The sequence below is a fragment of the Nocardia sp. NPDC059764 genome (assembly GCF_042732555.1).
GTDB lineage: Bacteria > Actinomycetota > Actinomycetes > Mycobacteriales > Mycobacteriaceae > Nocardia.
In genome coordinates, this window is record NZ_JBHWHH010000036.1 from 1 (window position 1) to 21,302 (window position 21,302).

General features: G+C 69.9%; 19 protein-coding genes. 10 read left to right on the forward strand and 9 right to left on the reverse strand.

The window, feature by feature from the left end; translation table 11 throughout:
* Positions 1-71 precede the first annotated feature (71 nt).
* A complete protein-coding gene (locus ACFV4K_RS10625) occupies positions 72-875 on the forward strand; it encodes an enoyl-CoA hydratase (protein ID WP_379273843.1) in 804 nt (267 codons plus the stop codon).
* A gap of 68 nt (positions 876-943) precedes the next feature.
* Here the strand turns inward: ACFV4K_RS10625 and ACFV4K_RS10630 are convergent, their stop codons facing one another.
* From ACFV4K_RS10630 to ACFV4K_RS10640, 3 genes are all read right to left on the reverse strand, one after another.
* Positions 944-1,546 carry a hypothetical protein gene (locus ACFV4K_RS10630; protein WP_379273845.1) on the reverse strand — a complete coding sequence of 201 codons (603 nt, stop codon included), beginning with the start codon at positions 1,544-1,546 and terminating at the stop codon, positions 944-946.
* A 155-nt stretch (positions 1,547-1,701) separates the two neighbouring features.
* Positions 1,702-2,946 (reverse strand): HRDC domain-containing protein, encoded by a 1,245-nt coding sequence (locus tag ACFV4K_RS10635; RefSeq protein ID WP_379273847.1) that lies wholly within the window; start codon positions 2,944-2,946, stop codon positions 1,702-1,704.
* A gap of 202 nt (positions 2,947-3,148) precedes the next feature.
* Positions 3,149-3,775 carry a DUF3000 domain-containing protein gene (locus ACFV4K_RS10640; protein WP_357093771.1) on the reverse strand — a complete coding sequence of 209 codons (627 nt, stop codon included), beginning with the start codon at positions 3,773-3,775 and terminating at the stop codon, positions 3,149-3,151.
* 74 nt (positions 3,776-3,849) lie between these two features.
* Between ACFV4K_RS10640 and hemE the strand changes: the two genes are divergently transcribed.
* Together hemE and ACFV4K_RS10650 are read left to right on the forward strand one after the other, a co-directional pair.
* On the forward strand, positions 3,850-4,917 hold the full coding sequence (hemE, locus tag ACFV4K_RS10645; protein WP_379273849.1) for a uroporphyrinogen decarboxylase: 1,068 nt from the start codon (positions 3,850-3,852) through the stop codon (positions 4,915-4,917).
* 219 nt (positions 4,918-5,136) lie between these two features.
* The gene (locus ACFV4K_RS10650) at positions 5,137-6,483 is read left to right on the forward strand and encodes a protoporphyrinogen oxidase (RefSeq protein ID WP_379273851.1); all 1,347 of its coding nucleotides are present in this window, start codon (positions 5,137-5,139) and stop codon (positions 6,481-6,483) included.
* A gap of 5 nt (positions 6,484-6,488) precedes the next feature.
* Here ACFV4K_RS10650 and ACFV4K_RS10655 read toward each other — a convergent pair whose 3' ends face one another.
* The gene (locus ACFV4K_RS10655) at positions 6,489-7,439 is read right to left on the reverse strand and encodes a serine/threonine dehydratase (RefSeq protein ID WP_379273853.1); all 951 of its coding nucleotides are present in this window, start codon (positions 7,437-7,439) and stop codon (positions 6,489-6,491) included.
* A gap of 121 nt (positions 7,440-7,560) precedes the next feature.
* Between ACFV4K_RS10655 and ACFV4K_RS10660 the strand changes: the two genes are divergently transcribed.
* From ACFV4K_RS10660 to ACFV4K_RS10670, 3 genes are all read left to right on the forward strand, one after another.
* A complete protein-coding gene (locus ACFV4K_RS10660; protein WP_379273855.1) occupies positions 7,561-8,211 on the forward strand; it encodes a TetR/AcrR family transcriptional regulator C-terminal domain-containing protein in 651 nt (216 codons plus the stop codon).
* A gap of 59 nt (positions 8,212-8,270) precedes the next feature.
* On the forward strand, positions 8,271-8,966 hold the full coding sequence (hemQ, locus tag ACFV4K_RS10665; RefSeq protein WP_357283138.1) for a hydrogen peroxide-dependent heme synthase: 696 nt from the start codon (positions 8,271-8,273) through the stop codon (positions 8,964-8,966).
* Positions 8,967-9,459: 493 nt separating this feature from the next.
* On the forward strand, positions 9,460-10,422 hold the full coding sequence (locus ACFV4K_RS10670) for an acyl-ACP desaturase (RefSeq protein WP_379273857.1): 963 nt from the start codon (positions 9,460-9,462) through the stop codon (positions 10,420-10,422).
* A 2-nt stretch (positions 10,423-10,424) separates the two neighbouring features.
* On the opposite strand, the gene msrB is transcribed toward ACFV4K_RS10670, so the two are convergent.
* The 3 genes from msrB to ACFV4K_RS10685 all read right to left on the reverse strand — a co-directional run bounded on the left by msrB (position 10,425) and on the right by ACFV4K_RS10685 (position 13,989).
* The gene (gene msrB, locus ACFV4K_RS10675; RefSeq protein ID WP_379273859.1) at positions 10,425-10,877 is read right to left on the reverse strand and encodes a peptide-methionine (R)-S-oxide reductase MsrB; all 453 of its coding nucleotides are present in this window, start codon (positions 10,875-10,877) and stop codon (positions 10,425-10,427) included.
* 9 nt (positions 10,878-10,886) lie between these two features.
* Positions 10,887-12,173 carry a glycosyltransferase family 87 protein gene (locus tag ACFV4K_RS10680; RefSeq protein ID WP_379273861.1) on the reverse strand — a complete coding sequence of 429 codons (1,287 nt, stop codon included), beginning with the start codon at positions 12,171-12,173 and terminating at the stop codon, positions 10,887-10,889.
* Between the two features lie 253 nt (positions 12,174-12,426).
* Complete coding sequence (locus tag ACFV4K_RS10685; RefSeq protein ID WP_379273863.1) at positions 12,427-13,989, reverse strand: alpha/beta hydrolase; 1,563 nt, start codon at positions 13,987-13,989, stop codon at positions 12,427-12,429.
* A 186-nt stretch (positions 13,990-14,175) separates the two neighbouring features.
* Between ACFV4K_RS10685 and zapE the strand changes: the two genes are divergently transcribed.
* The 3 genes from zapE (at position 14,176) to ACFV4K_RS10700 (ending at position 18,190) form a co-directional block, all read left to right on the forward strand.
* On the forward strand, positions 14,176-15,198 hold the full coding sequence (gene zapE / locus ACFV4K_RS10690; protein ID WP_379273865.1) for a cell division protein ZapE: 1,023 nt from the start codon (positions 14,176-14,178) through the stop codon (positions 15,196-15,198).
* Positions 15,199-15,341: 143 nt separating this feature from the next.
* Positions 15,342-16,145, forward strand: coding sequence for a tyrosine-protein phosphatase (locus ACFV4K_RS10695; protein ID WP_379273867.1), 804 nt, complete (start codon positions 15,342-15,344; stop codon positions 16,143-16,145).
* Positions 16,146-16,453: 308 nt separating this feature from the next.
* Positions 16,454-18,190, forward strand: coding sequence for a TlrC/CarA/OleB/SrmB family ABC-F type ribosomal protection protein (locus ACFV4K_RS10700; protein WP_379273869.1), 1,737 nt, complete (start codon positions 16,454-16,456; stop codon positions 18,188-18,190).
* On the opposite strand, the gene ACFV4K_RS10705 is transcribed toward ACFV4K_RS10700, so the two are convergent.
* Positions 18,171-18,707 (reverse strand): GNAT family N-acetyltransferase, encoded by a 537-nt coding sequence (locus tag ACFV4K_RS10705; RefSeq protein ID WP_379273871.1) that lies wholly within the window; start codon positions 18,705-18,707, stop codon positions 18,171-18,173. The genes ACFV4K_RS10700 and ACFV4K_RS10705 overlap by 20 nt on opposite strands.
* Before the next feature lie 8 nt (positions 18,708-18,715).
* Complete coding sequence (locus ACFV4K_RS10710; RefSeq protein ID WP_379273872.1) at positions 18,716-19,948, reverse strand: MFS transporter; 1,233 nt, start codon at positions 19,946-19,948, stop codon at positions 18,716-18,718.
* Positions 19,949-20,242: 294 nt separating this feature from the next.
* Here ACFV4K_RS10710 and ACFV4K_RS10715 point away from each other — a divergent pair, with 294 nt between their 5' ends.
* Positions 20,243-21,208 carry a hypothetical protein gene (locus ACFV4K_RS10715; RefSeq protein WP_379273874.1) on the forward strand — a complete coding sequence of 322 codons (966 nt, stop codon included), beginning with the start codon at positions 20,243-20,245 and terminating at the stop codon, positions 21,206-21,208.
* The last annotated feature ends 94 nt before the right edge of the window (positions 21,209-21,302 follow it).

Sequence of the window (21,302 nt, forward strand, 5' to 3'; positions counted from 1 at the left end):
GTTTTCTAGGCGGAGCTGGACTTCTCGCGTAGATTCTGTAACAGGTTACAGTTTTCTGGTCAGGAGTTCGGATGTCGTTTGTGCTGGTCGAGAAGCCACGTCCCCAGATCGCGCTGGTCACGTTGAATCGGCCGGAGCGGATGAACGCCATGGCGTTCGATGTCATGGTGCCGCTGCGCGAGGCCCTCGAGGAGGTCTCCGCCGACAACGAGGTGCGCGTGGTCGTCCTCACCGGCGCCGGGCACGGCTTCTGCTCGGGCGCGGATCTGCAGCACGCGGGCAAGGTGCCGGGTGTAGAGGGCTTGACGCGCACCACCATCGGCCGCCGCTCGATGGAACTGCTCGACAATGTGATGCTCACGATCAAGCGCATGCACCAGCCGGTGATCAGCGCCATCAACGGCGCGGCCATCGGCGGCGGCTTCTGTCTGGCCATGGGCACCGACATCCGGATCGCCGCGGAGGACGCGTACTTCCGCGCCGCGGGCATCAACAACGGCCTCACCGCCGCCGAACTCGGCATCAGCTACACGCTCCCGCGCGCCATCGGTTCGACCCGCGCCTTCGAGATCATGCTGACCGGTCGCGACGTCGATGCGGCCGAGGCCGAGCGCATCGGCATCGTCTCCCGCGTCGTCCCCGGCGACAAACTCCTGGAAGCCGCCTACGACACCGCCGACCAGATCCTGCGCTGGAGCCGCAGCGGCGGCGAACTCACCAAGCGCCTGCTGTGGAGCGGCCTGGAGGCCGGCAGCTTCGAATCCCACATGCAGACCGAGGGCATGGCCCAGCTCTACGTCCGCCTCACCACCGAGAACTTCGACGAGGCCGTCCGCGCCCGCCGTGACCGCCGCCCACCCAACTTCCTGGACTGAGAACTCCCCTGAGACCAGGTGAGCGACGGCCCGGGTCCCTCGGCTCCCTGCCGAGCCGAGGGACCGGATCACCGACGGCTGGCGCTGCCGGTCGGGAACAGTCCGGTGCCGCTGCCGGTCGGGAACAGCTGCGAACTACCCAGGCTGGGGAGAACGATCTTGGGGAGCGCGGCGCTGCCGGAGATCGTGCCGTCCCCATGGCAGGCAGCTTGCGCGGGCGGCGTGACGCTGATCGACCCGGCCGGCGCGGCGACGACGGTGACGGTGGTGTCGGCGAAGTCGGAGCCCTGAATCACACGGATCTTGTGCGTTCCCGGGGTGGTCGGCACCCAGGTGATGTGCGTGTAGTCGTGGATCCCGTCGATGTCGGTCGCGGTGGTGCCCGCGATGCACGCTCCGTTGTCGAAGGCATCCACGTAGATATTGACCTGCACCCCGTCGAGTCCGTAAGCGATCCCGTACGACGTGGAAATCGTGTAGGCCTGTCCCACGGCATACGACCCCGGCGTCGCGCACGGTGTCCCCGTCGGAGTCGGCGGGCAGGCCAGGACCCCGATCGGGCCGACGTCCGCCAAGGCGCTGGGCGCGGTCAGTGCGGTAACCGCCGCGCCGACAGCCAAAGTCGTTGTGCCCCAGCCGATATGTCGCGACGACCGGCTCTTCTTCGCCATGTGTGAGCTCCTTCCGCATCCCCTCCGGGTGTGGGGGTCGGCAGAATCTATCCCGAGCGCCCCGTGCGATAAGAAGGAAGCGGAAAACCCATGTGCCCCAACTTATTTGGGCCGCAGAGCTGGGGGCGGAGGGGTCGGCTCGACCGCGGCCGCCACTACGCCTTCGGGTAGAGGGCTTCGCTGAGGCGCGGCACGGTCAGGGCGCGCTGCCAGGGGCGGGCGCCGCCGGCGGAGAGGAAGTCCTCGATGAGGGTCGGGGCCTCGCCGTTGGTGACGGACTTGGGCAGGCCGTCCCAGCACATGCGGCGGAGCAGGTCGGGGGTGAGGAGGTTCTCGACGGGCACCGCGACCTCGGTGGAGAGTTCGGTCATGGCGGCGCGGGCGCGTTGCAGGCGGGCGGCGGCGGCCGGGTCGCGGCGTTCCCAGCGGTTGACCGGGGGCGGGCCGTCGAAGGGCTGGGTGAGCGGAGGGAGCTCGGTGTCGGGGAGGGCGCGGGCGCGTTCGACGGCGCCGAGCCATTCGCGGGAGTAGCGGCGCTGGCGGGGGCCGCCGAAGATCGGCAGGGCGCGCAGGGCGGCGATGGTCTTGGGCTCGCTGGTGGCGGCGGAGACGATGGCCGAGTCGGGGAGGATGCGGGCCGGGGCCACATCGCGCAGGCGGGCCAGGCGGTCGCGGGTCGTCCATAGTTCGCGGACGATGGCGAGCTGGCGGGTGCGGCGCAGGGTGTGGATGCCGGAGGTGCGCCGCCAGCGGTCGGCCTTGGGGCCGGAGGGCTCGGCGGTGCGGACGTGCTCGAATTCCTGTGCGGCCCACTCGGATTTGCCCTGGTCGGACAGGTCGGCGGCGACGGCGGCGCGGAGTTCGAGGAGTAGCTCGACGTCGAGGGCGGCGTAGTTCAGCCAGTCGTCGGGCAGCGGGCGGGTGGACCAGTCGGCCGCGCCGTGGCCCTTCTTCAGTTCGCGGCCCAGCAGCTTCTCGACCATGGCGGCCAGCCCGACCCGCTCGTATCCGGCCAGGCGTCCGCCCAGTTCGGTGTCGAACAGTTCGGCCGGGTACAGCCCCAGCTCGGCGAGCCCGGGCAGGTCCTGGTCGGCGGAGTGCAGGACCCATTCCAGGCCGTTGATGGCGTCCGCGAGCGGGTCCAGATCGCCGTCGACCGGGATGGGGTCGATGAGGAAGCTGCCGGCGCCCTCGCGGCGCAGCTGGATCAGGTAGGCGCGATTGGAGTAGCGGAAGCCGGAGGCGCGCTCGGCGTCGACCGCGAGCGGGCCGGTGCCGGCGGCGAGGCGGCGGGCGGCCGCGGCCACTTCGAGGGCAGAGTCCAGTACCGGCGGTACACCGTCCACTGGCGCGAGCAACGGTACCGCGGCAGTGGCTTCGGGTTCATCTGGTACGGACATGGTCTTGAACTCTACGGGTTGGGCAAGGGCGAGCCGCGTCACGTCGGTGAAACGACCGGCCGTGACACTGCGTCGGGCCATGGGGAATCGTACTCATCGGCTGTCGATTTCGTTGCAGTACAGATGTTCTCGCAGGCGAGAGGGGGTTTCCCGCCCGGACGGGCGGGAATTCGGCGATCGGTGGGCGCGACCGGGGCCGCAACTACTCGGTGCCCTCGCCCCGGCGCACGTCCAGCCGGGTGACCCCGGCGGGCGGCAGCCCGGCCGCGTACGCCAGCACCTCGCAGAACGCCTCCACGTGGGGGCGCAGGTTGGTGTCGGTGACGGTCCAGGAGGCCCGTACCTCGAGCTGGTGGGCGCGCGGCGGCCCGGCGATGTCGCCGTAGCGGACCGAGCTGGTGGCGGTCACCGTGCCGCCCAGGGCGGTGAACGGGGTGCGCGAGTCGAGCGCGTCGACCAGCCAGCTCCACGCCACCTCGGGCAGCAGCGGGTCCGCGGCGAGCGCGGAGTCGATGTCGGCCTGGCAGTACGCGACCAAGCGGAACACGCCGTGCCAGGCGTCCTGCCCGGCCGGGTCGTGCAGCAGGATCAGGCGGCCGAACGCGTCCCCGTCGGAGTCGACGGGCACCACATTGCTGTCGGGTCGCGTGACTTCCGCCCCGAGGGCGTAGGAGTACGGGGCCAGGCGTTGGGGCGGGCGGATCGGTGCGAGTTCGATGCGGGGATGCACTGATGCGGTTCCCATGGCCTCGACCGCGGCGCGGAACCGGGCTGGTTCTTCGGGCTCCGGGGTCGGGGCAGCGCCGTCGCGGAAGTCGAGCGGTGTCACGAGACGCAACCGTAGACCTCTCGGGTACCCAGCAGTGCGAGGCGCGCCGCCGCGCCCCTTTACGATGGGCGGCGATGACTACTCACGCCCGCCGCCAGCTGACCGATGCCCCGTTCCTCGCCGCCGCCACCGGCGGCGTGCCGCATCGGCGTCCGGTGTGGTTCATGCGACAGGCCGGTCGGTCCCTGCCCGAGTACCGCGAGGTGCGTGCCGGAATCGGCATGCTGGAATCGTGTTTCGACCCGGAACTGGTGTGCGAGATCACCATGCAGCCGGTCCGCCGCCATCAGGTCGACGCGGCAATCCTGTTCTCCGACATCGTGGTTCCGCTCAAGGCCGCGGGCATCGACCTCGACATCGTGGCCGGTGTCGGCCCGGTCGTGGCCGACCCGGTGCGCACCGTCGCCGACGTGCGCGCCCTGCCGCGGCTGCGCCCCGAGAACGTGGGCGCGGTCACCGCGGGCGTGAAGCTGCTGCTCGACGCCCTGGGTGAGACCCCGCTCATCGGATTCGCCGGTGCCCCGTTCACTTTGGCGTCGTACCTGGTCGAGGGCGGGCCCAGCAAGAACCACGAGCGCACCAAGGCGATGATGCTCGCCGACCCCGAGACCTGGCACCAGCTGCTGGGCGTGCTCACCGACATCACCATCGAGTTCCTGCGCGCGCAGATCGCCGCGGGCGTGGACGCGGTGCAGCTGTTCGACTCGTGGGCGGGCGCGCTGTCGCTGGCCCAGTACCGCGAATACGTTATGCCGCACTCGGAACGGGTCTTCGCCGAGATCGCCGACGCGGGCGTGCCGCGTATCCACTTCGGTGTCGGCACCGGAGAACTGCTGGGCGCCATGGGCGAAGCGGGCGCGGATGTCGTCGGCGTCGACTGGCGGATCCCGCTGAACGAGGCCGCCCGCCGCGTCGGCCCCGGAAAAGCGTTGCAGGGCAACCTGGATCCCGCCGTGCTGTTCTCCGGACCGGCCGCCATCGACGCCGAGGTCCGCCGCATCGCCCGCGAGGCCGACGAGGCGATCACCCTCGGTGCGAAGGGTCACATCTTCAACCTCGGTCACGGCGTCCTCCCCAACACCGACCCGTCGGTCATCACCGATACCGTCGCCCTGATCCACAGCCTCCCGACCCCGCTCTGACGCGTAAACCTCCAGGTGGGAGGGAGGTGCCGGGTTCGATTCCCGGGACCTCCCGTGTCCTGGTTCCCGTGCGAACGGGTGCTGTCGGCGAGGCACCGGCTACCGACGCGTCCGAACGCCGGGAGTAGGTTGAGCTGCGGAGCGGCTCGACGTCGAGGTGCGGGTCGCGCGCCGTGGGCTGTGCGTTCGCGGCGGTGACGAGCGGACGAGGAGTGGTCGATGCGGGTCGCGGTGGTCGGTGGCGGGATCAGCGGGCTGGTGGCCGCGTACCGGCTGCGGCAGGCCCTGGGGGAGTCGGCGGAGCTGGTGCTCGTCGAGGAGCGCGACCGCGTCGGGGGGATTCTGCGGACCGTCGACATCGACGGTGATCCGGTGGATCTGGGGGCCGAGGCGTTCGTGGGGCGGCGGCCCGAGATCCCGGAATTGATGCGGGAATTGGGGATCGAGGATCAACTCGTGTTCCCCGCGGGGAAGCGGCCCCTGGTGTGGTCGGAGGGGCGCGGGCATCGCTTGCCCGAACGCACCCTGATGGGCATCCCCGCCGCTCCGGAATCGGTTGCGGGACTGGTGGATGCGGACACCCTGGCCCAGGTCGAGGCGGAGCCCGCGCGACCGCTGCGCTGGAAGCCGGGCGCGGACGTCTCGGTGGGTGACCTGGTCGGTGACCGTTTCGGTGAGCAGGTGGTGCGCCGCAGCGTCGACCCGCTGCTCGGCGGAGTCTATGCGGGCCTGGCGAATTCGATCGGCGTGCGCGCCGCGCTGCCGACCCTGGCCGCGGCCCTGGATCGGGGCGCGAGCAGCCTGACCCGCGCCGTCTCCGAGGCCCTCCCGCCCCCGAGTACGGCCCCGGTGTTCGGCGGCATCCGCGACGGCTACCGCGTCCTGCTCGACGCCCTGCGCGCCGCCGCCGACGTGAAGTCCGAAACCGGCACCGCCGCAACCCGTCTCACCCGCACCGCGACCGGCTGGCAGCTGGACCCGATCGGCGGGGTGGACGCGGTCGTGCTCGCGACCCCCGCCCCCGTCACCGCGCGCCTGCTGCGCGAGGTGGCCCCCGACGCCGCCGACCTGGCCGCCGGTATCGAACTCGCCTCCTCGGCCGTGGTCGCTCTGACCCTCCCCGCCGACACCGCCCTGCCCGACAACTCAGGCATCCTCGTCGCCACCGGTGAACCCTTGCGCGCCAAGGCCTTCACCCTCTCCAGCCGCAAATGGCCCCACCTGGCCGCCCGCGACGTGGCTCTGGTCCGCGCCTCCTTCGGCCGCTTCGGCGACGACTCCACCCAGTCCTGGTCCGACGCAGCCCTCACCACCGCCGCGGTCGAGGACCTCGCCACCGTCACCGGCGCCGACATCCGCCCCCTGCACGCGTTCGTTCAACGCTGGCCCGGCGGCCTCCCGCAGTACGCCCCCGGCCATGTCACCCGCATCCTCGACCTGCGTTCCGCCACAACAGATCTCCCTGGCCTGGCCTTGGCGGGCGCGTACCTCGACGGTGTCGGCGTCCCCGCCTGCGCCGCCAGCGGCAGCAAGGCGGCCGCCCGCATCGCCGCCCACCTGACCTGACGCGATTACCGCGCGACGAGGTCTGACGGGTCGGTGTTCGCGCCGCACACGATGACTGCGACCTGCTCGCCGGGGGAGGGGACGTAGGAGCCCGAGAGCAGGGCCGCGAGGGCGGTCGCCGCACCGTGTTCGACGGCGAGTCGCCGCGTGTCCCACAGAGTTTGGCGGGCGGAAGCGATCTGCTTGTCGGTGACGAGGACGGACTGGACATCGCCTTCGGCGGCGGCGGAGAGAGCCATGGGGGTGACGCGGCGCGCGCCCAGGGAATCCGCGGCGATGGAGTCGATGCCGACGTCGACGGGTGCCCCGGCGGCGAGGGCGGCGTTGAAGGCGCGGCAGTTCTCGGGTTCGACGGCGACCACCCGCACGCCGTGGTGGTTGGCGGACACCGTGATTCCGGCGAGCAGCCCGCCCCCGCCGACCGCGACCAGCACGGTGTCGAGGTCCGGGAACTGGGCGACGATCTCCTCCAGGAGGGTTCCCGCGCCCGCCGCGATGTACGGGTCGTCATAGGCGTGGGAGCGCAGCGCCCCGCTGACCGCCGCGAACCGCTCACACTCGGCGGCCGCCTCGGCGTATCCGCCGTTGCCGCACAGCACCTGCGCGCCGACCGTCTGGAGTCGGGCCAGTTTGACAGCGGGGGTGGCGTCGGGCACGAAGACCGTGGCGGTGGAATCGGCCAGTCGCGCCGCCCATGCCCCCGCCACGCCCGCGTTCCCGCCGGAGGCCAGCGTGATCCCGACCTTCGGCAGCCGCCTCTGCTCCTGGTGCGCCAGCACGAAATTCGCGGCCCCCCGCGCCTTGAAACTGCCGGTGTGCTGCATGTGCTCGAGCGCCAGCCACACGTTCCCGGCCACCGGCACGGTCTCGGCGTCCGCCTGGGCGAGGACGACGGGCCGGGTGTGCCCGGCGATCCGTTCGGCCGCGGCTGTCACGTCGGCATGGGTCAACTGCACGTGCGCTCTTTTCGCTCGATCTGGTCGGACTTCCGGTCGGGCGCGTCGTTCCGCGCGCACGGCTTGCGGGAAACCCCGGGCCGATCGACCCCCTGATTACACTGTAACTTACGATGGATATATGCCCAGGAACTCCCAGTCGCTCGCCGAGGCGACTCCCGAGGCGATCGCTCGCGCGGGGTTGGAGATCATCGCATCCCGCGGCGCGAGCGAGCTGAGTTTCCGCACCATCGCCGCGCATCTGCGGGTCTCGCACACCACCGTGGTGCGCCGCGGCGGCGGCGATTTCAACGGCCTGGTCGAACTCGTGGCGGACGTCCTGGCCCTGGACCTACCCGAGGTCCCGCCCGGCTCCGGTGACTGGTCGGCGTCCACCGCGCGCCGTTTCTCGGCCTGGTACGACCTGCTGACCGCCTACCCGGGCCTGGTCCTGCTGCGCGGCCCGCGCCCGTGGGTGGGCCGCCGCATCCTGGCTCGGCTCACCGAACCGCAACTGGCCGACAACATCTCGCTCGGCCTGACCCCGGAGCAGTCGTTCTTCGCCTACCGCGAGTGCTACCTCTACACGCTGGGCTGCGCGAGCCTGGTCGAGTTCCGCGACCGCAAACCCACTCAGCTCGCCACCCGGGGCCGCCTGGCCGCCCTGGATCCCGATGAATTCCCGATCATGGCAACCCATCTGGACACCGTCACCGAATTGCTGACCAGCGACGCCGTCTTCCACGACGGCCTGCGTCGCATCATCGCCTCCTGGGCGGCCACCGCTCGTTGAATCCGCTGTCCGTCCTGCCCGATTCCGGGCGGTCGGGGGCGCAGTGGCACGATGGGGCCATGGCGCGACTCGACTTCAAGGCCCTCAACGACACCATCCGCTACCTCATGTTCTCGGTGTTCCAGGTGGAGCCCGGCGAGCTCGGTGAGAACCGGGCGGCGGCGATCAAGGAGGCCACGGCCTTCTTCGAGTCGCTCGAGGAGCGCGGTGTCGTGGTGCGCGGCATCTACGACGTCGCGGGTTTGCGCGCCGACGCCGACTTCATGATCTGGTGGCACGCGGAGAAGATCGAGGATCTGCAGGCCGCGTACTCCGATTTCCGCCGCGTCACCGAGCTGGGGCAGATCTCGAACCCGGTGTGGAGCCAGGCCGCCCTGCACCGCCCGGCCGAGTTCAACAAGTCCCACATCCCCGCGTTCCTGGCGGGCGAGGAGGCGGGCAACTACATCTGCGTGTACCCGTTCGTGCGTTCCTACGACTGGTACCTGCTGCCCGACGAGGAGCGTCGCAAGATGCTCGCCGACCACGGCAAGGCCGCCCGCGACTACCCGGACGTGCGTGCCAACACGGTCGCGTCCTTCGCGCTGGGCGACTACGAGTGGATCCTCGCCTTCGAGGCCCCGGAGCTGCACCGCATCGTGGATCTGATGCGCGATCTGCGCGCCACCGAGGCGCGCCGGCATGTGCGCGAGGAGATTCCGTTCTTCACCGGTCCGCGTGTGGAGCTCGAGCAGCTGATCAACGCGCTGCCCTGACGTGTTCGGCGGGTTGCCGCGGCGGTCATTGCCGTGCGGTAACCCGCTGCCTGCCCGCAGAATTCGGGGCATGCGCGACATCGCTCTACCCCATAGCGTTTGTGCGACCCGATCCGCCTGCGCCGCCCGAGGGGTGTGGCCCGCGCGTGTCGAGTCGACGCGGTAGCGCTTGTTTGCGGGCGAGGGTTGTCCTTCGCCCCCGAACATGTGCTCCCCGTATCCCAATCTCCCCGCGACTGGCCGGGTTCGAGAAGCCACACCTGTCGGTTGCCGGTCGTTAGCCTGTATGGGTGGACTCATTCGCGGCGGCGCTGGGTCAGGAAGGATCCGATATACCTGCACAACTCGGATATATCGGATATGGCGGACTCGTCCGGAAACGAATGACGACCGGACTCGCCGATACCGCGATTGGCCTCGGAGTCCGACAGACTACTGTGAGCGCGATCGATTGGTCTGCAAGTTTGTCTCTACCGACATCGGAGGGCTTTGCATGGCGAAAGAATTGACGCAACTCGAGCTGCTGACCGAATTGGAACCGGTCGTCGGCCAGAATATCGATCGGCACCTCGCCATCGCCAAGGAGTGGAATCCGCACGATTACATTCCGTGGGACGAGGGCTACAACTTCGCCGCGATGGGCGGAACCGATTGGGAGCCCGGGCAATCCAGGCTCTCGGAGGTCGCCAAGGTCGCGATGATCACCAACCTGCTCACCGAGGACAATCTGCCGTCCTACCACCGCACCATCGCCGAGAACTTCTCGATGGACGGCGCGTGGGGCACCTGGGTGGGCCGCTGGACGGCCGAGGAGAACCGGCACGGCATCGCCATGCGCGACTACCTGATCGTCACCCGCGCGGTCGATCCGGTGGCGCTCGAGCACGACCGCATGGTGCACATGACCCGCGGCGTGCACGCGCCCGAGGGTTTCGGCGGGGTGATGGACCAGGTCGCCTATGTCACCTTCCAGGAGCTCGCCACCCGCGTCAGCCACCGCAGCACCGGCCGCGTGTGCGAGGACCCGGTGTGCGACCGCCTGCTCGCCCGCATCGCCGCGGACGAGAACCTGCACATGATCTTCTACCGCAATGTCGCCGGTGCCGCGATCGACCTCGCACCGGACCAGGCCATCGAGTGCATCAATTCGGTGGTGATGAACTTCGCGATGCCGGGCCACGGCATGCCGAACTGGCGTCGCAACGGCGTACTCATGGTCAAGCACGGCATCTACGACTTGCGGCAGCACCTCGACGAGGTCCTGTGGCCGGTGCTGAAGATCTGGAAGATCTTCGAGCGCGACGACTTCACCGCGCGCGGCGAGAAGGCCCGTGAGGAACTGGGCCTGTACATGGAGAACCTCGAGAAGGACGTCATCCGATTCGAGGAGCAGCGAGCCCGCATCCTGGCGCGGGAAGCGGCCAAGGCCGAGCGCGGTCTCGCCGCCAGTCGGTGAGCTCAGCTGGTGGAGTGCTCCGTGGGCTGCAGTCGCAGTGAGAGGGAGTTGATGCAGTAGCGCTTGTCCGTGGGCGTGGGGTAACCCTCGCCCTCGAACACGTGCCCCAGGTGACTGTGGCAACTGGCGCACAGCACCTCGACGCGGCGCATGCCCAGGGAGTTGTCCTCCACCAGCACCACCGCGTCGGACTCGGCCGGGTCGAAGAACGACGGCCAGCCGCAGTGCGAATGGAATTTCTCGGCGCTGCGGAACAATTCGGCCCCGCAGGCCCGGCAGGAGTAGACGCCCTCGGTCTCGGTGTCGGTGTATTCGCCCGTGAACGCCCGCTCGGTGCCCGCTTCGCGCAGGACGCGGTATTCGTCGGGGGTCAGTTTGGTGCGCCATTCCTGCGGGGTGAGCTGGATGCGCGGGACCGGCAGGGCGGTCGGGGTGGGTTCGGCGTCGGAACTCATGGCTCCACGCTAGTACGCCGCGCCCGCCTTGGTCCGGGGCGCGACGACCGGTTCCGGTTCGGTGGCGGCCCATTCGGGGTGCATCCAGGCCGGGTCCAGGGACTTGCCGACCCGCAGCCGGCCCTCGCGCCTGGCGGCCAGGTAGCGGTCGCCGAGGACGCAGAACGCGACGATGAGCAGCAGGCCCCAGCCGAAGGTGGTGCGCAGGTACTCGACCACGCGGCCGGGGTGCTGCCAGCGGTCCGAGAGCCACTTGTCGTAGGTCATGAATCCGAACACCGCGACCCAGGCGGGCCAGTTGCGCATCACCGAGTTGGGGCGCACCACGGTCATCAGCAGCGGGAACAGGTACATCGAGTAGTACATCTGGCCCAGCGAGCCGAGCAGCAGCATCGCGGTGATCATGATGCCCGCCGAGGTGCACACGAAGAACACCTCGTCCTCGCGGTAGTAGCGGTACAGCAGCCACAGGGTCAGCGCCACGATGGCGGCCATGGCGATCCGGATGACCCAGACGAGCCAGTCGGCGACGCCGTAGTAGGCGCCGTTGCCGACGATCGCGCTGTTGAAGTAGTCGCGCGACTCGGTCAGGTAGGGCAGCGTGTGCGACCAGAACTGGTCGAAGTCCACGATCAGCGGCCAGGCGATCAGGTTGAGCACCACGGGGATTCCGAGCGCGGTGATGAACACCTTCCACTGCCCGCGGGCCAGTGCGATCAGCAGCAGCGGCGCCAGCAATGGCCCCTTGACCGCGATCGCCAGGCCGAGCGCCACGCCCGCCCACAGGTCCTTGCGCTTCAGGATCAGGTGGATGAACACCATCATCGACAGGAACAGGCAGCCGTTGATGTTGGTGAACACCAGCGTGTTCGTGACCGTCTCGGAGGCGAACATGGCCAGCAGCAGCGCGGGCGCGGCCACCGACTTGAGCGAGTAGTCGAACAGCTTGAGCAGCAGGTACCAGGCCAGCAGGATGGCGATCGCGTTGACCAGGATGAACCCCCACCGCGACTTCTCCGGGTCCAGGATGGCCAGCGGCGAGATCAGCAGTGTCCCGCTCGGCGGGTACAGGTAGTGGGGGTCGGTGGTGTCGTAGTTCTCGCCGTAGATGGCGTGATGGTTGAGGAACGCCAGCGAGGCGTTGTACACCGGACGGAAGTCGTCGGTGATGAACCCGTTGACAGCCTTGATGAACACCCGGTTCAGCACCGTGAGTATCGCGAACGGCCACAGGGCGAAGTTCAGTACTTCGGATGTGGTGCGAGCGGTGCGGGGCTCGAGCTGGCGAAGGAACACTCGGGCACGGTACACCGAAACGCCCCGTCACACATGCGCCGCCTCCCCCGCCTCCCTGAATATTTTGCGGGAGGCTGGGTGCCGTCGGCCGTCTCGCATCCGTGCCGGCGGTTGGGAGCCGAACCGATTCTGGGCGTACCCGGGGAGCTACCCCGACCGTTGCGCGATCAGTTGCCGCCTCGGCACACGAAACGCTGCCGGGCGCGTTGGGCGGGCTGATGGCGATGGGTGTGCTGGCCGGGCTTGATGCGCCCTAGGCGGGGCAGGCGGTGCCGTCGGCGGGGAGTTTGCCCTCCTTCAGGTAGTCGGCGAGGGACTGCTGGGCGCAGCCGGAGTGGGCGAAGGTCGGGTGGCCCCAGCCCTGCCAGACGACGGTCGCGGTGCGGGCTCCGGCGGTGCCGAGGGCGCCGGTGACGGTGGGCCGCCCGTCCTGGCCGGTGACCGGGTCGGCGTTGCCGCCGAGGACCAGGACCGGGAGCGTGAGCTTGTCGGGCAGCGCCATCGGGGTGGCGGCGGGCCAGGCCGAGCAGGCCATCAGGTCGATGGCCGCGACCTTGCCGAACACCGGATAGTGGGTGGCCCAGGCGGTTTCGAGTTCCTTGGCCTTGCCGGGGGTGGAGGGCTCGTGATTGTCGGTGCAGCGGTTGACGAATTGGCCGTCGGTGGCGATCGCGGCGGTGGCGCGCAGCACGAACGGGGTGATCGGGCCGCGGTCGCCCTTGCCGAGAGCGGTGAGGGCGTCGGCGAATTCGGTGATCTGCTGGTTGCCCTGGGCGCGGGAGTCGCCGAGGAATCCGCTCAGCGTGGTCACGAATACGGCGGCGGACAGATCGGGCAGCTGCCCGGCGGCGGCCCGGGTGGCGAGGTCGACGACCGTCGCGCGCGGATCGGCGCCGAGCGAGCAGTTCAGGGACGCGCACCGCTGCGCGTAGGCGGTGAGCGCCGCCTCCTGGCCCTTCACCTTCTGCTCGGCGCGCCCGTTGGCGTCGAGTCCGACGGCCTGGGGCGAGTCGAGGATCAGCCGGCCCAGATGCGATCCGTACTTGCGCGCGTAGTTCAGCGCCACGTTCGCGCCGGTGCCGGTGCCCATCAGCGCGATGTGGTCCACCTGCAACTGCTTGCGCAGCTGTTCGATGTCGTCGGCGGCGTGCGGCGCGTCGTAGAGGCCCTGGCCCGGGGCCAGGAAGTCCAGGCAGGCCACGGTGGCCTCGCGCCCGGCGGTGGCCATGGCGTCCACGGGATCGGTTGTGCCGCGCGTGAATTGGGCCTGGTCGGCCAGTACCCGGCGCTGCGGGTCGGTCATGCAGCTGACCGGCACCGAGCTGCCGATGCCGCGCCGGTCCACCGCGATGACGGGTCGCGCGGCCAGCAGCGCGCTCGCGGACCCGGCCGCCAGTCCGGCCAGCGTCGAGGTGGAGGACTGGTCGGAGCCGGAGGTCAGCACCAGTGGCGCCACGTCCTTGGGTGTCCGGTCGTAGCGGGCGCGCATCACCGCGTTCTTGAAGATGCCCGACACATTGCCCGCGATATCGATCTGCGCGGTGTACTCGGCGCATTCGAGCACCAGTCCCTGCGGCGGCGCGCCGAGCGAGAGCAGATTGAACGTCGGTGTGGTGCAGTCCTTCCACGGCAATTCCGCCTTGGGCACCTCGGGTGCGGGCGGGGCGGTGTCGGCGGGCGCGGTGGTGGGGGCGGTACCGGCCTGGTGCGGATGTTCCACGGCGACGGCGGGCCGGTCGGACGGCCCGGCCCCGCAGGCGGTGGTCACCAATACCGTCAGTGTCGACGCCAGCAGAGCGGCCCGAGTCCAGCGCATGCGCTACAGCCTGCCAGGTCGGGCACGCGGTTTCAGCCTCGGGTGCGGGCGCGTTGGACATCGGATGCGATCCGGGTCGGGCGCGGGAGGCGATCCGGGTTCGGGCGCGGATGGGTTCTGTGAGCTGAATCGCATTCGGCATATGCTGCGTAAAGCCCCACGCGGGGCCGGATCTACGCTGACGCAGTGCAGAAACGCCTCGTCGACAGCCACCCGGAGGTTCCGGCCGACCAGCTCGTGGCCCAGATGGTTCCGCCGCCCACCTTCGACGAGGTGAGCTTCGGTTCCTACATCCCGGATCCGAAGGAACCGTCGCAGGCCGCGGCGGTGCTGAAGGCCGAACTGTTCGCTGATCAGGTCACCAAGCTGCGCAAGGCCGCGGACAAGAAGAGCCTGTTCGGCAAGAAGAAGCCGGTGCAGGGCATCGGCCTGTATCTGGACGGCGGCTTCGGTGTCGGCAAGACCCACCTGCTGGCCTCGATCTTCCACAGCGTGCCGAACCCGAAGTCGTTCGGCACCTTCGGTGAGCTCACCAATCTGGTTGGCGCGCTGGGCTTCAACAACGCGGTGGAGCGGTTGTCGGCCAACAGCGTGCTGTGCATCGACGAGTTCGAGCTCGACGATCCGGGCGACACCATGCTGGTCTCGCGGCTGCTGACCGAGCTGACCGCGCGCGGCGTCTCGGTGGTGGCGACCTCCAACACCCTGCCGGGTCAGCTGGGCGAGGGCCGTTTCGCGGCGCAGGACTTCCTGCGCGAGATCAAGAAGCTGGGTTCGCTGTTCGAGCCGATCCGCGTGGACGGCCCCGACTACCGGCACCGCGATCTGCCGCCCGCCCCGGAGCCGACCTCGCAGGAGCTGCTGGTCGAACGGGCCGTGGCCACACCGGATTCCACGCTCGACGACTACGACGAGCTGCTGAAGCACCTGAGCACCCTGCACCCGTCGCGCTACGGCGCGCTGATCGACGGCGTGTCGGCGGTGTACATCTCGGGCGTGCACCCGGTCACCGATCAGGCCGTGGCGCTGCGCATCGTGGTGCTGGCCGACCGGCTCTACGACGCCGGCATCCCGGTGACGGTGTCGGGCGCGAAGCTGGACGAGATCTTCACCCAGGAGATGCTCGACGGCGGCTACCGCAAGAAGTACCTGCGCGCGATCTCGCGTCTGCTGGCGCTGTCGCGTTTCGAGGCTCCGGTGCACGCCTGATCCGGTTCCGCCCGGGGTTTCCAGCGGAGATCCCGGGCGTTTCTCCACCCCGGCGGCCTTCATAGTTTGCACGGGTAATAAGTTTCGGTGGTCAGCCAAAACCGGGCCGAAGACGGTTTTCGGCCCCGGAAGGGAGTACCACCTTGCGTAAACGTGCTGTTCAGGCCGCCGCGGCGGTCACCATCGCCCTGTCCGCGAGCCTCGGTGCGGTGGCGCCCGCCTTCGCGGCCGACCCGCCGGCCGCCACCAGCAGCGTGCTGGTCAACACCGACAGCCGGGCCCTCGGCCTGACCGGTGTGCTCAATGCCCGCGACGCGGGCGGCTACCGCACCGCCGACGGCCACAACGTGCGCACCGGCCTGGTCTTCCGCACCGGCGAGCTGAGCAAGGCCACCGACGCCGATCTGGCGAAGCTCACCGCCGACAACGTGGTCGCCATCCACGACCTGCGGACGAGCTACGAGCAGTTGATGGGTCAGGACAAGGTGCCCGCCGGGGCCACCGAGCACCACGACGACATCATCGGCCAGGCCCCGCCGCAGGTGATGGCCTCGACCCTGTCCGCGGGCACCGACCTGTACCGCGCCTTCATCACCGCGCCCGGCGCGAACGAGGGTTTCGCGAACGTGCTGCGCGACATCGCCTACAACCCGGGCGGCGTGCTGTTCCACTGCACCGCGGGCAAGGACCGCACCGGCTGGACCTCGGCGGTGCTGCTCACCCTCCTGGGCGTGGACAAGGACACGGTCTACTACGACTACCTGCTGTCGAACTACTACCGCGGCGCCAACGCCGGCGACATGCTCAACGGCGTGACCGCCTCGGCGCTGGACTCGGCCTTCGACCAGGCGACCAAGAGCTACGGCAGCTTCGACGGCTACGTGCGCGACGGGCTGAAGCTGACCGACGGCGATATCGCCGCGCTGAAGGCGAAACTGTTGGCCTGACAAGGCGCTTCACAATACGAGAGCAGCACGGTCGATCGCCGGGCGGGTGATCCCGCCCGGCGCTCGCCGTCTGTGATCCACATCAAAGTGGTTGACGACCCCGCCGCGTCCCCGCTACCGTTCGAGTCCTCATGGGTTTCGGTTTCCTTTTCTTGTGATCGCGTCGCCGCGTTGAGCACCTGCTCCGCCGCGACTCCCTCCCCACGCGTACCCGCTGGTCAGCGGCTCGTATTCGCCTGTCGGCGACCGATTTTCGCGTGGGTTCCCCCACGATCCGGCTCGTGTGCGAGCCAGAACAGGAGACCCCTGTGCTTACCCTCCAACCCTCCGCGGTATCCCAGCTGACTCTGTCCGGCGTCACCAAGCGCTACGCCGATCGCGTGGTGCTCGACGAGGTGAGCCTGTCCATCCGGCCCGGGGAGAAGGTCGGCATCGTCGGCGACAACGGGGCCGGGAAGTCGACTCTGTTGCGGCTCATCGCCGGTCGCGACCTGCCCGACAACGGTGACGTCGTCGTGCACGCGGCGGGCGGCATCGGCTACCTGGAGCAAACCTTGGAGCTGCCGCCCACCGCCACCGTCGCCGACGCGATCGACCTGGCGCTCAGCGATTTCCGGGACCTGGAGTCCCGGATGCGCACGGCCGAAGCCGCTCTCGTCGCCCCGGGCCCGCTCGGCCGGCGGCTCGACGCGTACACCGACCTGGTGGCCCGCTTCGAGGCGCGTGGCGGCTACACCGTCGACGCCCGGGTCGACGCGGCCCTGCACGGCCTCGGCCTGCCGGACCTGGATCGAAACCGCCTGCTGGGCACGCTGTCCGGCGGTCAGCGGCGTCGTCTGGCGCTGGCGGCGACCCTGGCCTCCTCGCCGGAGCTGCTGCTGCTCGACGAGCCCGCCAACGATCTCGACGACAGCGCGGTCGAATGGCTGGAACGTCACCTGCGGGAGCATTCGGGCACGGTGGTCGCGGTGACCCACGACCGTGTCTTCCTCGAGCGCATCACCAGGATCGTGCTCGAGGTGGACGCGGGCGCGGTCACCCGTCACGGCAACGGCTACGCCGGCTACCTCACCGCCAAGGCCGCCGAACGCCACCGCCGGCAACAGGAGCACGACCGCTGGCGGGCCGAACTGTCCCGCAACCGCCGCCTCGCGGATTCGAATGTCGCACGCCTGGACGCGATCCCGCACAAGCTCCCCCTGGCAGTCTTCGCCGCGGGCCCCTTCCGGACCCGCAGCCGCGGCCACGGCGCGCAATCCCGCATCCGCAACGCCAAGGAAAGGGTGTCCCGCCTGACGACGAATCCCGTCGCCCCACCCCCGGATCCGCTCCGCTTCACCGCCGATCTGGCCCTCCCGGGTGCGCCGGCCGCGCCGCAGCCGCAGGAGTCGGTGCTGTCGGCGGGCGCGGCGCTGCCGCCGGTCGCTGAGGTGAGTTCGGTTGTGGTGCAGGGCCGTCTGCGTCTGGATGGGCTGCGGATCGGCGCGGCCGATCGGCTGCTGGTGACCGGGCCCAATGGCGCGGGCAAGACCACGCTGCTGCGGCTGCTGGCCGGTGAGCTGACCGCCGACTCGGGCCCGGTCACGGTCCGCGGCCGGGTCGGGCATCTGCGGCAGGAGGACACGGCGGGTCCGGCGGATCGAACGGTGCTGGAGGCGTTCGCGTCCGGCCGTCCCGGCTATCCGGACGAGCATGCCGACGCGCTGCTGGCACTGGGCCTGTTCCGCCCGGCCGACCTGGGCCTGCGGCTGGGTGAGCTGTCCTACGGTCAGCGTCGCCGCGTCGAATTGGCCCGGCTGGTCACCGATCCGGTGGATCTGCTCCTGCTCGACGAGCCGACCAACCACCTGTCCCCGAGCTTGGTCGAGGATCTGGAACAGGCCCTGGACGGCTACTCCGGCGCGGTGGTCCTGGTCACCCACGACCGCCGTATGCGGCAGCGGTTCCGGGGCCGCCACGTCGAATTGGTCGCGGGCGATGCCGAGTCGGCGGTTGCCGGTACGGTCGCCGCTCGCGGGCGGCGGGTCAGAACCTGTGCAGCATGACGTAGTCGTGGTGGAGCCGGCTGCCGACGGTGAAGGTCTTGGTGCCCGCCACGGTGAAGCCGTGTTTGGTGTAGAAGCGCTGGGCGCGGACGTTCTCCTGGTTCACGCCCAGCCACACCGCGATGTCGCCGCCGGTGCGCGCCGTCTCCAGGGCGGCGCGCATCAGGGCCGCGGACACTCCGTTGCCGTGCTGGCCGGGCAGCACGTACATCTTGCTGAGCTCGGTCACCGGCCGCTGCGTGACGGCGGCGGCGACATGCGGGTCCGCGGGCGGCATCGTGTTGAGCAGCGCGTAGCCGACGATCTTCCCGCGCAGGTTCGCCTTGAGGACCGACCGCTCGGTGTCGCCGAGGTACTCGCGGAACCGGTCCGCCGACAGCACCTGCGCGATGAACGCCGCCATGTCCTCCGGCGTGGATCCGGGCGGGCAGGCCAGCGGGAAGGTCGCGGCGGCCACGGCGGCGAGCTCGTCGGCATCGTCGGTGACCGCCGGTCGGATTGCTACGGCATCGCTCATGATTCCAGTCAAGCAGGCTCCGCCGCGGGTTCGCTGGTCGAGGGGAGCGTGGTGGCGCGCGGGTGGAAGACCCGCGCGAACCCGATCAGCAGGATCGCGAAGGCGAGCGGAATCGTGAATCCGGTCCGCATGTTCGCGGCGTCGGCGACCACGCCCACCACCGCGCCGCCGACCAGCGTGCCCGCGTAGTTGAACAGGTTGAGCCGTGCGATGAGCGCGTCCAGGTCCCGCCCGCTGGTGAGCTGCCCGGCCTCGCTGAAGCACAGCGGCGCGATCACCGGCAATCCGATTCCGGCGACCAGGAATCCGAGGATGGCCACGGCCGGTTCCGGCGCGGCGACCACGATCACCAGGCCCACCGAGCCGACGGCGGCGGCCACCCGCACCACCGTGCGCGGGCCGAAGCGGCGCACCCACAGGTCGCCGGTGAGGCGTCCGATCAGCGAGGCGCCCTGGTAGGCGGCCAGCGCCAGCGCGGCGGTCGCGGAGGAGGACAGCAGTTCGTCCTTCAGGTACAGCGCGGACCAGTTGCCGACCGCCAGGTCGATGGCGAAGGCGAGCGCGATCACCGCGCCGAAGATCCAGAAGACGCGGACCGGCACCGAACTGGTCGGGACGTGTTCGGCCGGACCGGTTTCGGCCTCGTCGGTGCCCAGCAGTCGCGGGCCCGCCGCGACGCACCCGGCCGCCACCACGGCCGCGGCGGTCAGGATCGTGGCCCACAGCGGCACGTGCAGCCTCTCGAACCCCGCCACCAGCAAGGCGCCCGCGATCGATCCCGCACTCCAGGCCGCGTAGAACGACACCAGGACGAATCGGCCGTAGCCGTGCTGGATGAACACCGCCTGCATGTTCGTTCCGGCGTCGACGATGCCCAGCGCGATGCCGTACACCGCCAGCGCGACGAAGAGCGCGATCTTGTTGGGTGCGGCCGCGATGGCCACACCCGACACCGCGATCAGGGCCAGCCCGATGCGCAGCGCGGTCCGGCTCGACCAGCGCAGCGCGATCCGCTCGGCGGTGATGCTGCCCGCGCCGGCCAGCAGCGAGATCATCGCGACCGATGCGACGATCAGGCCGTCGGTGAGCCCGAATTTGTCCTTCTGCTGCGGAAGTTCGGTGAGGATGACGGCCAGGAAGAACCCCTGCAGCGCGAACGCCACCGAGGTGGCGGCGCGTGCCGCCCTCAGGGTCGGGTGTAGCGCGCTGAGCTGCGGGTTCGGGGACTGCGGCGGGAGCATTTCGAAAGAGTAGCGGCGGGGGCGCGAGCGGGCATCCCGGACATCACCGGGGGCCTCGCGGACAGACCGGTGGGCGCGGCCTGTCAAGATCTATCTCGGCATCGTGGACGACGATTACGAACCGCGCCGTGCTTGATCACACGCGGCTCCCGGTTGGATAACGAATCTGGTCGCTTTCCTGCCGGTGGGTGCCCGCGCTGCGGCACTCTGGAAGTGACGGCTAGGGCTGGTGGTTTCCGATGAGGCGGAAGCGGCCCCTGCGGTGAGTGTGGTGGCTGGGGTGATCTTGTGAGCATGAGGCGAGTGGATGGTCCGCGCGACCGGTCGGTGGCTCTCGCCGACCCGGTTCAGCGCGCGAATCCCGCGGCGGCGGTGACGGATTCACCGGCCAAGGTGGGCAAGGGCCATGCGGCGGGGGAGCGCTGCCGGGAAGCCGACTGCGCGGACTGCCGCCGGGATGTGCGACGGCTGGAGTTCTGGCTGCGCGGGCAGCTGCTCGCGGCCGGAGCCGAGGACGTGCGCCTGGGTGCGGTGATCGGCGCGCACACCGTGGATGTGTTGTGGCGCAAGGGTGATCGCACCTGTGCCATCGAGGTGTCCAGTGCGCCACCGGAATTGACGCGCGCCCGGTTGATCACGGCCGAGCTGCGGACCGGCGGGTGCGGTGAAGTCCTCTGGATCTGCCCGCCCGGGTTCTGGACCGCGCAGCTGCCCGCGCTGGGTCTCGACGATTTCGCCGCCGCGGGCCGCGAGTACCGGGTGACCGGCGGGTTGCTGACCGCCGGTCCGGGCGGTGTAGTGTCGGCGCGCCAAACCTCGTGCGAACTGGACGAATTCGTGACGGGCTGGGTGGCCGCGGAGATAGCGTTCGGCTGCCGCGACGAACTCACGGGAGGATGGGCGACAGTGACCGACTGGGAGCGCCACACCCGCACGCAGGCCGCGGTCATCGCACGCCAGCGTCAGGAACTCACGAATCAGCGCACCGCGCTGGCCCTGGCCCGCAAGGCCACCCGCGACAAGTCCAAACAGCTGCTGCGCCTGACCCATCGCCTGGAGCGCGCCGAGATCGCGGCTCAGCAGCAGGCCGACGACCTGGCCCAGACCCGTCGCCGCATCGCCGACCACAATCGCGTGGACGCCACCTTGCGCCTGACGGTCGCGGCCCAGAAGTCGGCGATCATGCATTGGCAGCTGATCACCTGGTTCGCGGTCATGGTGATCGTGACGTTCATCGCGGCGGGACTCGTCCTGAAGTAGACGAGCGCGTTCGAATTTCCCTCCCCCTTCAACGTATATCGCAGTGGGGGGCTTGCGGCAAGGCCCCGGGTATGCCGCAGAATCGTCGACCGTA

Bases quoted from the DNA above. Each gene is read 5' to 3' on its own strand.
- ACFV4K_RS10625 (WP_379273843.1), top strand. From the start codon at position 72: ATGTCGTTTGTGCTGGTCGAGAAGCCACGTCCCCAGATCGCGCTGGTC.
- ACFV4K_RS10630 (WP_379273845.1), bottom strand. From the start codon at position 1,546: ATGGCGAAGAAGAGCCGGTCGTCGCGACATATCGGCTGGGGCACAACG.
- ACFV4K_RS10635 (WP_379273847.1), bottom strand. From the start codon at position 2,946: ATGTCCGTACCAGATGAACCCGAAGCCACTGCCGCGGTACCGTTGCTC.
- hemE (WP_379273849.1), top strand. From the start codon at position 3,850: ATGACTACTCACGCCCGCCGCCAGCTGACCGATGCCCCGTTCCTCGCC.
- ACFV4K_RS10650 (WP_379273851.1), top strand. From the start codon at position 5,137: ATGCGGGTCGCGGTGGTCGGTGGCGGGATCAGCGGGCTGGTGGCCGCG.
- ACFV4K_RS10660 (WP_379273855.1), top strand. From the start codon at position 7,561: ATGCCCAGGAACTCCCAGTCGCTCGCCGAGGCGACTCCCGAGGCGATC.
- hemQ (WP_357283138.1), top strand. From the start codon at position 8,271: ATGGCGCGACTCGACTTCAAGGCCCTCAACGACACCATCCGCTACCTC.
- ACFV4K_RS10670 (WP_379273857.1), top strand. From the start codon at position 9,460: ATGGCGAAAGAATTGACGCAACTCGAGCTGCTGACCGAATTGGAACCG.
- msrB (WP_379273859.1), bottom strand. From the start codon at position 10,877: ATGAGTTCCGACGCCGAACCCACCCCGACCGCCCTGCCGGTCCCGCGC.
- ACFV4K_RS10685 (WP_379273863.1), bottom strand. From the start codon at position 13,989: ATGCGCTGGACTCGGGCCGCTCTGCTGGCGTCGACACTGACGGTATTG.
- ACFV4K_RS10705 (WP_379273871.1), bottom strand. From the start codon at position 18,707: ATGAGCGATGCCGTAGCAATCCGACCGGCGGTCACCGACGATGCCGAC.
- ACFV4K_RS10710 (WP_379273872.1), bottom strand. From the start codon at position 19,948: ATGCTCCCGCCGCAGTCCCCGAACCCGCAGCTCAGCGCGCTACACCCG.
- ACFV4K_RS10715 (WP_379273874.1), top strand. From the start codon at position 20,243: ATGAGGCGAGTGGATGGTCCGCGCGACCGGTCGGTGGCTCTCGCCGAC.